The organism is Phreatobacter sp. AB_2022a (assembly GCF_026847585.1).
Taxonomy (GTDB): Bacteria; Pseudomonadota; Alphaproteobacteria; order Rhizobiales; family Phreatobacteraceae; genus Phreatobacter.
Genome location: NZ_JAPSET010000008.1, coordinates 13513 through 26106, shown reverse-complemented (window position 1 = coordinate 26106; position 12594 = coordinate 13513). Strand labels below are relative to the sequence as shown.

Sequence of the window (12594 nt, the reverse complement as noted above, 5' to 3'; positions counted from 1 at the left end):
TCCGTCACGCCTGCAGCAGCGCCAGCGCCTCGGCGGCGCCGACCGGCCGGCCGATCAGGTAGCCCTGCGCCTCGCCGCAGCCGAGGCCGCGCAGCAGCAGAAGCTGGTCTTCGGTTTCCACCCCTTCGGCGGTGGTGTCGATGCCGAGGTCGTTGGCAAGGCCGATGACCGATTTGACGATGGCCGCGCTCTGCGGATTGGTCTTGAGGTCCTGCACGAAGGAGCGGTCGATCTTGATACGCTGCAGCGGCAGGCGGCGCAGATAGCTGAGCGAGGAATAGCCGGTGCCGAAATCGTCGAGCGCGACATGCACGCCCTGGGCGGAGAGATGCTGCAGGATCTCCAGGGCGAGCTCGTCGTCCGAGAGCAGGGCGCTTTCGGTCACCTCCACCTCGAAACGGTCGAGGCTGAGGCCGGCCTGGGCGATGGCATCGGTGACGCGGGCCGCGATGCCCGGCTCGCGAAACTGGACGGCCGAGAAATTCACCGCGATACGCGGTACGCCGGGCCAGGTGGCCGCGGTTCGGCAGGCCTCCTCGACCACCCATTGACCGATCGAGCGGATCAGCCCGGTCCATTCCGCGACGGGGATGAACTCGTCGGGGGGCACGTTGCCGCGGGTCGGATGCTGCCAGCGAAGCAGCGCTTCGAAGCCGACGATCCGGTTGTCGGCGAGCGACAGGATCGGCTGATAGGCGAGCTGAAACTCGCCGCGTGCGAGCGCATTGCCGAGATCGTGCTCGAGCGCCCGGCGCTTGCGCGAGACCGCATGGTCGCTCACGTCGAAGAAGCGGAACGATCCGCCGCGCGACTTCTTGGCCTGGTAGAGCGCGATGTCCGCGCTGCGGAACAGATCGCCCGGCGTATCGCCGTCGGCCGGCGCCATGGCAAGCCCGAGGCTGGCCGTATTCACCACCTCCTCGCCCTGCACCTTGAAGGGCTTGGCGAAGACGTCGAGGATGCGCCGGGCAAAGGCCGCGCCGCGATCAATGTCGCCGATATCGCTGGCGATCAGGGCGAAGGCGTCGCCGCCGAGCCGGGCCAGGGTGTCGCCGGGGCGGGCGCAGGCGCTGAGCCGGCTGGCCGCCTGAACCAGCAGATCGTCGCCGGCGGCGCGGCCGAGGCGGTCGTTGATGGCCTTGAAGCTGTCGAGGTCGAGCAGCACCAGCGTGAAGGGAGCATTCTTTTTCGCCAGTCGCTCGAAGGCTGCTTCGACGCTTTCGTTGAAGCCGATCCGGTTGGGCAGTCGGGTGAGTGGGTCGCTGCGGATCTGCCGTTCCGCCTCGAACTGGGCGACGAGGCGCCAGGCATTCTCCACCGCATAGGCGAAGACCGTGCGCAGCAGCACCAGCGCATAGACGACGAGCAGGGCGGCGACGAGCAGATAGCCGACATCGTCGGAGCGGGCGATGGCGACCGCCGACGCGATGAAGATCGGCACGGTGAAGCCGACCGCCGCCACCGGTATCGGGCCCAGGCTGAAGCCGCCGCCGGCCAGCATGCCGGCCGCAAGGCAGGCAATGATCAACTGGACGCTGTGGCTCGCATGATTGAAAAAGAACAGCGGAGCGGCAGCCCACAGGCAGCCGAGCAGGGCCGCGTAGAGAAGCGTGCGGCGGATTGCGCGCACCGAGACGGTGGTCGGCGTCGCCTGGGCCCGGCGCCCGTTCTGCCTGACATGCAGCAGCACGAGGAGCCCGGCGACGAGCAGCGCCCACACCGCCGTGCCGGCGAAGGCGGGAGTGCCCCATTGCGCGAGCAGCAGGATCAGCGCGTTGCAGAGATTGGCTGCCATGATGCCGCGCGTGTGGCGCAGCACGCCCGCAAGCTGCGCGGCGCGCAGGCGACCGGCGACGGCCTCGTCGGTGCGAGGCCCGCCGAACGGCGAAAGGTCGCCGGAAATGATCTGCCCGACCCTGCTGCGAAGCGCATCCTGCACGTCAGACCCCAGATCGAACATCCTGTGGCCGGGTCGACGCAGGCGCGATGAATGCACTTCATCGCGCCGAACGTGGTGGCGGCGCCGGGAGAATAAGCTGAAAGATGTCACCGATTTCGTAACGATGTCGGCACGTTAGCGCCCGCGGATGATCCTCGCTAGCCCGGAGTTCGCGCCCTGGCCGGTCGGGTGCCGGCAGCAGTCGCCGGACCTCTTTCGCCCCCCGCCTCTAGCCCGGGGCGGCTCCCTGGCTATTCACGTAAACCGCGTAAATCGACTGGCTCGCCGCCATGAACAGGCGATTCCGCTTCGGCCCGCCGAAGCAGACATTGCCGCAGACCTCGGGCAATCGGATCCGCCCGATCAGCTTGCCGTCGGGATTCCAGACGGTCACGCCGCTATAGCCGACGGATCGCCCGGCATTGCTCGAAGCCCAGACATTGCCGTCGACGTCGCAGCGCAAGCCGTCGGGGCCGCAGGCGATGCCGTCGACCTTGCAGGCGCTGAACAGCTTCTGATTGGTCGGCTTGTTGTCGGGCCCGACATCGAAGACATGGATGTCGCCCTTGCCTCCCGGCCCCTGGTCGCCGGGCCCCTTGCCGGTGGATGCGACGTAGAGCTTCTTGTAGTCGGGCGAGAAGCAGAGGCCGTTGGGGTCGGGCACCTGCTGTTCGCCGATCACGAGATCGATCCTTCCGCTCGGATCGATGCGGTAGCAGTTGGTCGGCAGTTCGCGCCGCCATGTTCCGATCCCCGCGGGCTGACCGAGGCGCGGATTGATCCGGCCGGCCGAATTGCTCGGGCCGCCCGGCGCGTCCGGAGCGCCTTCGTAAAGCTGGCCGCCATAGGGCGGGTCGGTGAACCAGTAGCTGCCGTCGGGATGGGCGACGACGTCGTTGGGCGAATTCAGCCGCTTGCCGTCGAAGCTTTCGGCGAGAACGGTGACCGAGCCGTCGAGCTCGTAGCGGACCACCCGGCGCATCAGGTGTTCGCAGGACAATTGGCGGCCCTGGAAGTCGAAGCTGTTGCCGTTGGAATTGTTGGACGGCTGGCGCATGACGCTGACATGGCCGTCGTCCTCGATCCAGCGCATCTGCCGGTTGTTCGGAATGTCGCTCCAGACGAGATAGCGACCCTGAGCGTTCCAGGCGGGCCCCTCGGCCCAGAGGGCGCCGGTCCACAGCCGCTGGATGGCGCTGTTCGGCTGCACGTAGGCGTCGAAGGACGGGTCGATGGAAAGAATGTCAGGGTCCGAGAAATAGGTCGTCGGTGCGCCGGAAGGGCTGAAGTCGCGCGGCGGCTGTGTCACCGTGCTGGGCGGTACCTGGGCGCCGGCGGGAGCCTGCGCCCTGGCTTGGCCGGCGCCGAGCGCGGCGATGCCGAGGCCGCCGGCTGCGACGAGCGTGCGTCGGGACAGGGCAGGAGCGGGGCGCTGCTGGGGAAGGCAAGGCGTTTCCGGCAGGCTGGTCCATTCTCTGGTCATGGTCGGTGCTCTTCGGTTTGGTGGTGCGGAAGGCAGGCCAATGATCGAGGCGGTTGTCGTTCAACCAGAAGGCGGGCACGTCCACGCAAGCGCGACCGCGCCCGGACGTGAGCCTACGCCCGCCCGCCCATGCTGGACAGCGCGGTTTTGAGATCCCGGAGGTGCCGGTTACACGGGCTTACGACGCCGCGACGGTCGCGCGTCGGCGCAGGACGAGGCGGATCAGCGGCGCGGCGATCGCTACGCCCAGGCCCATCAGGATCAGCCAGAGCGGCGTCGTGACGCCGGCAAGGAATGCCAGCATGGCGCTGATCCAGGCCGCGCCGAGCAGAATGACGACGCGCAGCGCGGCCCAACCGAAGAAGGCGAGGCGCCGGCCTGGGCCGCCTTCGCTCGGCCAGCGCAGGCGCGGCACGAGCGCCACCGCAAAGAGCGCCCCGATGCCGATGAAGGCGAGGGCGGTGCCGCCGAGCCCCATGACCTGTGCGAACTCGGCCTTCGCGATTTCGGGGAGCGTTGCCCAGCGCGTGCGAAAGCCCCAGGATTCGGCGCCGCGCTCCAGTTCCCAGATCGCCTCCTGGCGCGGGCGGATGATCTCGCCGACACGGAACGAGGCGGGGTCGACCTCATAGGCCGTCCAGTTGCCGGGATCGACGGCGACGCACTGGCGTTCACCGCTGCACGCCAGCAGCATGGCGATCGAGCTCGGCGTGCGCGCGAGCGAGCGTCCTTCCGCGTCGAGCACCACGGCGCGCGCCGGATCGGCGCCGACCACGCCATCACCCTTCAGGATGCGCAGCCGGCCGACCGTTCCGTCGGGCAGGGCAATCTCGCGGCTGTCGGTGAAATAGGGGCTGTGGGCTGCCGCGGGCTGGCTGATGGCGAGCGGCACGAGGGCGATGAGCAGCACGCGGACGAGCCAGGACATGAACGACCTCTGATGGTATCAGGTCAAATCTCATACACGATTGCGGCGCTCTCGGGCCGCGATCATGACGGAGAGCCAGCGCGCTGGCAGGCACGGTCCCGGCGGCCGGCGGCCGGCGCGATCGATCGGTTGGAACCATGCTGCACGACATCATCGCCTTCGTCGCCTCGGCAATCGTCGCTGCCATCTCCGCCATGGGATATGCCGGCGTGGCCCTGCTGATGGCGATCGAGTCGGCCTGCGTCCCGCTGCCGTCGGAGATCATCATGCCGTTCGCCGGCTATCTGGTGTCGAAGGGCGAACTCGGTCTGCTGGGCGTCGCGACCGCGGGCGCGCTCGGCTGCAATCTCGGTTCGGCATTGGCCTATGCGGTCGGCGCGCGCGGCGGCCGGCCGGCCGTGGAGCGCTGGGGCCGCTATGTGCTGCTGTCGGGCCACGACATCGACCTGGCCGAACGCTTCTTTGCCCGTTACGGCGCGATCACGGTTTTTCTCTGCCGGCTCCTGCCGGTCGTGCGCACCTTCATTGCCCTGCCGGCCGGCATCGCGCGCATGAACCTCTGGCGCTTTCACGCCTATACCTTCATCGGCTCCTGGCTCTGGTGTTACGGCCTTGCCTATCTCGGCGCGCGGCTCGGCGCCGAATGGGACAGCAATCCCACCGTCAAGGCGCTGTTCCACCAGGCGGACATCGTCATCGTCGGCCTCGGCCTGGCGGGCGTCGGCTTGGTCCTGTGGCACCGGCTGAAGCAGCGCCGCGCCTGAGCGCAGCGAGGCCGGCCACCGGCTGTCGGACCCGGCGCGGGCGGGTGCGCCAGCGCTTCCGCCCGCGCCTCGCGATCAGCCCTGCGGCGGCAGGAAGTCCACTTCGTGCTCGGCCGCGATGCGCACGACCTCGGCCGGATCGGCGACATTGTGAATGCGCTCGAACAGACCGCGCAGCGATCGGGTGGGCGACACCCAGAACAGGCAGCGCACCGTCTGGTCGCCTTTGTTGAAGATGCCGTGGGGAAGCCCCTTGGGCATGCGCACGAGCTCGCCGGCCGCCGCCGTGACGTCCTCGCCGTCGAGCCACAGATCGAGGCGGCCCTCGAAGACGAAGATGAATTCATCCTGGCTGGGATGGGTGTGCGGCGGCACGAAGGTCCCCGGCGGCAGGGTCGCGTGCCAGGCCATGGAGGCCTCGGACTGCTGCTTCAGCACATAGGTCTGGCCGAGAATGGTCCAGCGTGCGCCGTCGAATGCCTCGTCCTTGCCGGTGACGCCTTTGGGCATGGGGATCATGTCGGTTGTCTCCTCTTGCGGGGATGGGAGGTGTTCGTCGAGAAAACCGCCGAGGGCGGCGACCGCGGCCTCCGGCCGTTCCTCGAACAGGAGGTGGCCGGTCGCGGCGAGGCTGACGAGCCGGGCGTGCGGCAGATGGCGCAGCCAGGCTCCGGCCTGTGCAGCGGGGCGGATCCGGTCGTTTTCGCCCCAGATGACGAGCGTTGGAACGGCGATCCGGCCGAGCTGCGCGGCAAGGTTCGGATTGCCCTGGGGATGATCGGCGAGCAGCCGGCCCATGGCCGTCATCTCCCGGCCGAGGGCGCGGCCGAAGGCTTCGTCCGGCGCCTCGGGGAAATAGCCGAGGGCCACCTCCGGATCGTGCGTGAGATAGCCGGGCAGATCCTGCGGCGCGAGCGTCGTCAGGTCGGGCGCGGGATGTTCGGCGACAACGAGGCCGGCGGGAGCGGCGAGCACCAGCCGCCGGGCACGGCTGTCCGCGCGGGCGGCATATTCGGCGGCGATCCAGCCGCCGAGCGAGAAACCTGCAAGATCGAAGGTCTCGAGGCCGAGCGCATCGAACAGCGCAGCGTAGTGCGCGACATGATCGGCGATCGAACCGATCCGGTCATCGTCCGCGGAGAGGCCGAAGCCGGGATGGAACGGGATGATCACGCGGTGCTCGGCGGCGAGCCGGCGGGCGAAGGCGAAGCCGGGAAAGGTGCCTGCGCCGTGCAGGAAGACCAGGGGACTGCCCCGGCCGATGGCGAGCAGCGCGGTGCGGACGCCGCGGATGGTGATGTCGGACCGCTCGAAGTCGGCGATGTCGGCACCGGCCGACGGATAGCGCAGGGTCATGGTCAGGACTTTCTCAGGCGGCGCGGGCACAAGGCGCGATCAGCCGGGCGAACTGGTCGGCCGCGAGCGCGATGCGGTCGAGCAGCACCGGATTGGTCGGCACGCTCGCGGTGAAGTCGGCCTCGCTCGCATAGACGGCGGTCGGCGCGGTCGAGGCTTCGAAAAAGCCGAACAGCGGCCGCAACTGATGCTCGACCACCAGGCAGTGGCGCGGGCCGCCGCCGGTCGCGGTGATCAGCACTGGCCGGCCGGCGAGCGCATGCGGCGGCACCAGGTCGAAGACATGTTTGAACAGGCCGGAATACGAGCCCTTGTAGACCGGGCTGCCGACGATGAGGGCGTCGGCCGCTTCGATCGCCGCCACGATGCGGCCGACTGCGCCGGCGGCCGGTGATCCGCTGGCCGTGGCGAGCGACTGGCCGACCTCGACGAGATCGACGATCTCCGTCTCGCGACCGTGGCGGCCGGCAAGGCTGGCCGCCACCGCCTCCACCAGCGCGCGCGTTCGCGACGGGCGCTGCGTATTGCCGCAGACCCCAAGGATCTTCATGCCTGCCACCTGAAGCCACTCCTGCGTCGGTCCCGCCTGGCGATCTCTTCCGGATCGGTGCCGCGGCCCCCCTTGTCGGCGGGAATAGTGAAGGGCGGTGCTGCCCGGACAAGCCCCCCAGGTGGGGGTCTTGTTGGCTGGCCGGCGGGTTGGAAAGGTCCGGCATGGAACAACGGGCCGGCGTCGCACCGGCCCTCGCGCAACGGGATGGAAACGATGAACAGACCGATCGAGACGGATGGCGGCACGCCGGCGGCATCGCTCGCGGAGATGACTGCCCGGGTCGAGGCGATATTGCCCGCCATCGACGCCAATGCCGAGGACAGCGAGCGGCAGAACCGCCTGTCGGACGCAACCTTCGACCTCCTGCGCGGCGCCGGCCTCTACAGCATGCTGATGCCGCGCGAGCTCGGTGGTGCCGAGCTGGCCCATGTCGATGCGATGCGGCTCGGCGAGCGGGTCGCCTGGGCCCACGGGTCGGCGGGCTGGTGCGTCATCGTCAACAATGCCGTCGGTGGCGTCCTGTCGCTGCTGGTTCCCGACCGCGGCGCCCGCGAGATCTTTGCCGGCGGCGCCGCCACGACGGTCGCCGGCAACGGTGTGCCGCGCGGTTTCGCCAGGCCGGTCGACGGCGGCTACATGATCAAGGGGCACTGGGCCTATGGCAGCGGCATCCACCATGCGCAGTGGATTCATTCCGGCTGCTTCGTCACCGATCAGGACGGCAAGGTCGTCACCGGCGCCGATGGCCAGCCCGAGATCGTGGTGACCCATCATCCGCGCGCGACGATCGAACTGAAGGGCAATTGGGACGTGCTCGGCCTGCGCGCCACCGGCAGTTTCGACTACACGCTGAAGGAGGGGCCCGAGCTCTTCGTGCCCGCGCATTGCTGCTACAGCTTCAACGAAAGCCGGGCCAGGCGCGGCGGTCCGCAAGGCAGCCTCGGCCTCGTCGGCTACACCGCCTGGGGCCATACGACCTGGGCGCTCGGTGTCGGCCGGCGCATGCTCGACGAGCTCGCCGGGCTGGCGGGCAAGCGCGTCGATGCCTTCGGCAAGATGAACGAGAGCGCGACCTTCAGATACGAGTTCGCCCTGGCCGAAGCCCGGTTCAGGTCGGCGCGCGCCTTTGCCTATCAGGCCTGGACGAGTGTTGCGGAGACCTTCGCGGCCGGAGGCGAGGCGAGCCTCGAGCAGATCGCCGACATCAAGCTGGCGATGCGCCATGTCCATGACGTCATTTCCGACGTCGGCACTTTCGCGCATCGGGCGGCGCGCGGCGCGTCGCTGCACAACGGCGTCATGCAGCGCTTCTACCGGGACATTCATTCCGGCACGCAGCACATCCTGATGGCCGACGAGGTCGTGCAGGAATGCGGCCGGGTCTATCTCAAGGCCGTCCCCGCCGGTGCCCGGTGGGGCGTCTTCGGCGTGCAGAACCCGTAAGACAGTGCGGCCGCCGCGCGGGTTGAGCGCGAGCCGATTTGTGCCAAACTCCCAAAAAAGGTGCGCTGGCCGCAGCTTGCCGGCGCGCCAGCGCCCGGCCGCCCGAGGGCGAGCCGCGGCGTCTGGGAGGAAACGCCATGTCACCGTGCCATGCCGCGGCTGTCTCGGCGGCCGATATCGGGCACGCCGCTTTGAACGTCGCCGCGAGCCGGACGCTTCTGGCGCTCGGCGAGGCCTGCCATCGTGAGATCGTGCGGCTGATCGGCTCGCCGACCGTCGGCTTCTATCTGCTCGACGGATCGAAGCCGAACCTGTGCTTCGCGCGCCAGGCGCCTGCCGGCTTCATTCGCGAATACAGGGACGAGTTCAACAATACCGACCCGCTCCTGGACTATATCCTCGACAAGCAGGAGCCGGTCGATGGTGCGACGCTGATCGGCGAGGGCGCCTGGAAGCACTGCCGGAATTTTCAGCTGCTGAAGCGCTGGGGGCTCAGCCATTGCATGGCCGGCCCGGTCTTCATCGAGGAGAAGCTGGCCGGCCTCGTCTACACCGCCAATGCGGGCGAGGTCGGGCGCTACCGCGCGGCCGCGCTCGATCGCATGCAGATGCTGTGCCGGGCGGCGTCGTTGGCCCTGACGACAATGGCGGAGACCGGCCGCCTCGACGGACCACCCGGCGACCGGCGGGTCGAGGCCGTTGCCCCGCTGCCGAAGGACCAGGTCCCGTCCGGAGCCAGCGATCTGCCATCGCGCCTGCGCGAAGTCGCCCTGCTGCTGTGCCAGGGGCGCTCCAACAAGGAGATCGCGCGCGATCTCGGCATTTCCAGCAATACGGTCAAGGACCACATCAGCAAGCTCTGCCAGAGGCTCGGAGCTCATAATCGCACCGAGGTCGTGCATCGCCTCCTGACACGCTGAGACGGCTGCCGTCGGCCTCCAGCCAGCGCGGCGCCGCGAGCACATTGACAAAAAAATTTGTCAATGCATGATGCAGGTCATGCTCGACGTTCAGGTCATCAACGATCCCGTGGCGGCCGCGACGGCGCTGGAACCGGTGCGCAGCCGCCTGCTGGCGGAACTGGCAGAGCCGGCTTCGGCGGCGACGCTGGCCGGCCGGGTCGGCATGGCGCGGCAGAAGGTGAACTATCACCTGAGGGCTTTGGAGGCGCAGGGCCTGGTGGCGGTCGCCGAGGAACGCCAATGGGGCGGCCTGACCGAGCGGCTGCTGGTCGCGAGCGCCAGGTCCTATGTGGTGTCGCCCGACGCGCTCGGCTCTGTCGGTTCCGATCCCGCGCGCAGCGGCGACCGGCTGTCGGCGAGCTATCTCATCGCGCTGGGGGCCCGCATCGTCCGGGAGGTGGGTGATCTCTGGCGGCGCGCGGTTGCCGCCGACAAGCGGCTGGCGACCCTTGCGGTCGATACCGAGATCCGCTTTCGCTCGCCGGCCGACCGCGCCGAATTCACCCGCGAGCTGACCGGCGCCATCACCGCGCTGGTCGCCCGCTACCATGATGGCGAGGCGCCCGGCGGGCGCAGCCATCGGCTGGTGCTGGTGGCCCATCCGCTGCCGCACGCGGCGAGCCAGGGGAGCCCATCATGCCAGTGAAAGTCGATCCTTCCGGGCGGCGTTCGGTTCAGGCGGAAACCGAAGTGCCGGGCACGCCCGAGCAGGTCTGGGCGGCGATCGCGACGGGACCGGGCATCTCCGCCTGGTTCGTCCCGTCCGAGGTCGAGGAGCGGCCGGGCGGCCGGGCCGTTTCGCATTTCGGACCGGGCGACACCATGGATTCGGTCGGCACGATCACGGAATGGGCGCCGCCGCGGCGCTGGGTGGTCGAGACCCACGATCGCCCGGGACTGGTGGCGAGCGAATGGACGGTGGAAGCCCGGTCGGGCTCGACCTGCCTTGTCAGGGTGGTCCATAGCTGGTTCGCCGAAAGCGCCGATTTCGACGACGAATATGCCGGTCACAGCGAGGGCTGGCAGGCCTTCTTCCGGCTCCTGCGGCTTTATCTCACCCATTTCGCGGGCGAGACCGGGGCATCGTTCCAGGCCATGGGCGTCGCTCCCGAGCCGCGCAGCGCGGCCTGGGAGATCTTCACCCGGCCGTTCGGCTTGGCGGGCGCCAAGCTCGGCGATCGTGTCGACGCGCCGGCGGACCTGCCGCCGCTCGGCGGCACGGTCGTCTGGGCGGGCACGCCGGAATGGCCGGAAGAACTGGTCGTCCGGACCGACCGGCCGGCACCGGGCCTTGCCCATCTCGTGCCCTTTCCGATGAACGGCAAGATCTACCCGGCGATTCGTTTCTACCTCTACGGACCGGCGGCCGTGGCTGCGAAAGACAGCGCCGAAGCGGCCTGGACAAGTTGGATGGGGCGGCATTTCGGGACGGTGACGAGGGAGGACGGCGAATGGCAGTGAAGACCGACGCAAGCGGCCGGCGCGCGATCAGCCTCGAAGTGGAACTGCCGGGAACCGTCGAGCAGGTCTGGCGCGCCATCGCCACCGGACCGGGCATTTCGGCCTGGTTCGTGCCATCCACCGTCGAGGAGCGGCCGGGTGGCATGGTGAGCTTCGAGCTTGGCCCCGACATGGTGTCGACCGGCGAGGTGACGGCCTTCGAGGCGCCACGGCGCTTTGCCTATGTCGAGCCCGGCTGGAACGGCGAGGCGCCGCCGCTCGGCACCGAATTCGTCATCGAGGCTCTGTCCGGCAGCACCTGTCGGCTGCGGCTTGTCCACAGCCTGTTCACCGATGCCGACGACTGGGACAAGGAACTGGGCAGCATGGAAACCGGCTGGCCGCCCTTCTTCGGCGTTCTGGCCATCTATCTGCAGCACTTTGCCGGCCAGCCGGTTGGCTCGATCCGCCCGGGGGGCCAATTTGCCGGCACCGAGGCCGGGGCCTGGGCGGCGCTGACGGCCAAGCTCGGACTGGCCGGCGCGGCTCCGGGTGAGCGGCGGGCAGCGCCCGCCAATGGCGCGCCGCCGCTGGCCGGCACGGTCACGCGTGTCGACGAGGGGGCGCACCATCAGGTGACCCTGCTGCTCGACCGCCCCGCACCGGGTGTCGCGCTGATCGGCACCTATCAGTGGGGCGACGCGGTGAACACGGCCGCAAGCCTGTTCTTCTACGGCCCGGATGGTGCGGCCGAGGCCGCCCGCCAGCAGCCGGTCTGGGAAGCCTGGATGGCCGAGAATTTCCCGGCATCGGCCTAAGCGGCGCTCGGCCGGGGATTTTTGCGGAATCGATTGTGTCATTGTCAGCCGGCATTGACGTGCTAGCTTGCCGCCGGGGCAACGTGAAACTGGAGAACCCAATGAGCATTTTCAGCTCGATCCTGAACAAGATCCTGCCCGGCCGGGCTCAGGCGGCTGAGGCGCCGGCGGCTGCGCCGGCCGGGGGCGCGACGAGCGCTGCGCCCGCGGCGTCGGGCACCGCCACGGCGGCATCGGGTGCTTCGGCGGCTGCTGGCGCGACCGTCGACGTCGCGGCCATCCTGGACGATCTCGCGTCCAAGGCGTCGCAGCCGCTCAACTGGAAGACCTCGATCGTCGACCTGATGAAACTGCTCAATCTCGACAGCAGCCTCACCGCGCGCAAGGAGCTCGCCAAGGAGCTCAACTACACCGGCGACACCAACGACTCGGCCACGATGAACATCTGGCTGCACAAGCAGGTCATGAACAAGCTGGCCGCCAATGGCGGCAAGGTTCCCGACGACCTGAAGGACTGAGGTCCGCGAGCGGAGGGCGTTCCGCCGCCGGCATGGCCGGGCGGGGCGCCCTTGGCCGGCCTTTCGCGCGGGGGCGGGGCGCGGCCGCTCGCTTTCCGCCGTGCCGATGCCGGCACAGATTCGATTCCCGGCGCGACCGCGCGCGCCGATCAGCGGGGCCGTCGCTTCCAGCGCAAGATGAGCCCTCGCCACGGTGAGCGCCGGCAAGCGCTGACCGATCGTCGCGCACCAGGCGCGGGCCGGTTCGGATGCCGCGATGCTGTCCTCGAAACGGCCGCTGTCATGCAGCGCGGCGGCTTGGCCACCGTCGATCCGGCAGCCGATCGCTGCCAGCGAGCCGTTCCGCCGCAGTCCCGGAGGCTTGTCGCCACCGCGTCAGCGCAGCCTCGA

General features: G+C 69.2%; 12 protein-coding genes. 7 read left to right on the top strand and 5 right to left on the bottom strand.

The window, feature by feature from the left end; translation table 11 throughout:
* Nucleotides 1-4: 4 nt before the first annotated feature.
* From OZ671_RS07840 to OZ671_RS07830, 3 genes are all read right to left on the bottom strand, one after another.
* Nucleotides 5-1939, bottom strand: coding sequence for a putative bifunctional diguanylate cyclase/phosphodiesterase (locus OZ671_RS07840; RefSeq protein ID WP_328286345.1), 1935 nt, complete (start codon nucleotides 1937-1939; stop codon nucleotides 5-7).
* A gap of 229 nt (nucleotides 1940-2168) precedes the next feature.
* Nucleotides 2169-3422 (bottom strand): SMP-30/gluconolactonase/LRE family protein, encoded by a 1254-nt coding sequence (locus OZ671_RS07835; protein WP_268860219.1) that lies wholly within the window; start codon nucleotides 3420-3422, stop codon nucleotides 2169-2171.
* A gap of 178 nt (nucleotides 3423-3600) precedes the next feature.
* Nucleotides 3601-4350 carry a hypothetical protein gene (locus OZ671_RS07830; protein ID WP_268860218.1) on the bottom strand — a complete coding sequence of 250 codons (750 nt, stop codon included), beginning with the start codon at nucleotides 4348-4350 and terminating at the stop codon, nucleotides 3601-3603.
* Between the two features lie 137 nt (nucleotides 4351-4487).
* Here OZ671_RS07830 and OZ671_RS07825 point away from each other — a divergent pair, with 137 nt between their 5' ends.
* Nucleotides 4488-5114 carry a DedA family protein gene (locus OZ671_RS07825; RefSeq protein ID WP_268860217.1) on the top strand — a complete coding sequence of 209 codons (627 nt, stop codon included), beginning with the start codon at nucleotides 4488-4490 and terminating at the stop codon, nucleotides 5112-5114.
* Nucleotides 5115-5189: 75 nt separating this feature from the next.
* On the opposite strand, the gene OZ671_RS32050 is transcribed toward OZ671_RS07825, so the two are convergent.
* Together OZ671_RS32050 and msuE are read right to left on the bottom strand one after the other, a co-directional pair.
* Nucleotides 5190-6470, bottom strand: a complete 1281-nt coding sequence (locus tag OZ671_RS32050; RefSeq protein ID WP_442957060.1) for an alpha/beta fold hydrolase — start codon at nucleotides 6468-6470, stop codon at nucleotides 5190-5192.
* A 13-nt stretch (nucleotides 6471-6483) separates the two neighbouring features.
* Nucleotides 6484-7020, bottom strand: coding sequence for an FMN reductase (gene msuE, locus OZ671_RS07810; RefSeq protein WP_268860216.1), 537 nt, complete (start codon nucleotides 7018-7020; stop codon nucleotides 6484-6486).
* A gap of 216 nt (nucleotides 7021-7236) precedes the next feature.
* Here msuE and OZ671_RS07805 point away from each other — a divergent pair, with 216 nt between their 5' ends.
* The 6 genes from OZ671_RS07805 to OZ671_RS07780 all read left to right on the top strand — a co-directional run bounded on the left by OZ671_RS07805 (nucleotide 7237) and on the right by OZ671_RS07780 (nucleotide 12204).
* Nucleotides 7237-8466, top strand: coding sequence for an acyl-CoA dehydrogenase (locus OZ671_RS07805; protein ID WP_268860215.1), 1230 nt, complete (start codon nucleotides 7237-7239; stop codon nucleotides 8464-8466).
* 137 nt (nucleotides 8467-8603) lie between these two features.
* On the top strand, nucleotides 8604-9386 hold the full coding sequence (locus tag OZ671_RS07800; RefSeq protein ID WP_268860214.1) for a LuxR C-terminal-related transcriptional regulator: 783 nt from the start codon (nucleotides 8604-8606) through the stop codon (nucleotides 9384-9386).
* A 79-nt stretch (nucleotides 9387-9465) separates the two neighbouring features.
* Nucleotides 9466-10074 (top strand): ArsR/SmtB family transcription factor, encoded by a 609-nt coding sequence (locus OZ671_RS07795; RefSeq protein WP_268860213.1) that lies wholly within the window; start codon nucleotides 9466-9468, stop codon nucleotides 10072-10074.
* Nucleotides 10065-10889 carry an SRPBCC family protein gene (locus OZ671_RS07790; RefSeq protein ID WP_268860212.1) on the top strand — a complete coding sequence of 275 codons (825 nt, stop codon included), beginning with the start codon at nucleotides 10065-10067 and terminating at the stop codon, nucleotides 10887-10889. Before OZ671_RS07795 ends, OZ671_RS07790 begins: the two co-directional genes overlap by 10 nt.
* A complete protein-coding gene (locus OZ671_RS07785) occupies nucleotides 10880-11686 on the top strand; it encodes an SRPBCC family protein (protein WP_268860211.1) in 807 nt (268 codons plus the stop codon). The genes OZ671_RS07790 and OZ671_RS07785 overlap by 10 nt, the downstream gene beginning before the upstream one ends.
* A gap of 101 nt (nucleotides 11687-11787) precedes the next feature.
* A complete protein-coding gene (locus OZ671_RS07780) occupies nucleotides 11788-12204 on the top strand; it encodes a DUF3597 domain-containing protein (RefSeq protein ID WP_268860210.1) in 417 nt (138 codons plus the stop codon).
* Nucleotides 12205-12594: the final 390 nt, after the last annotated feature.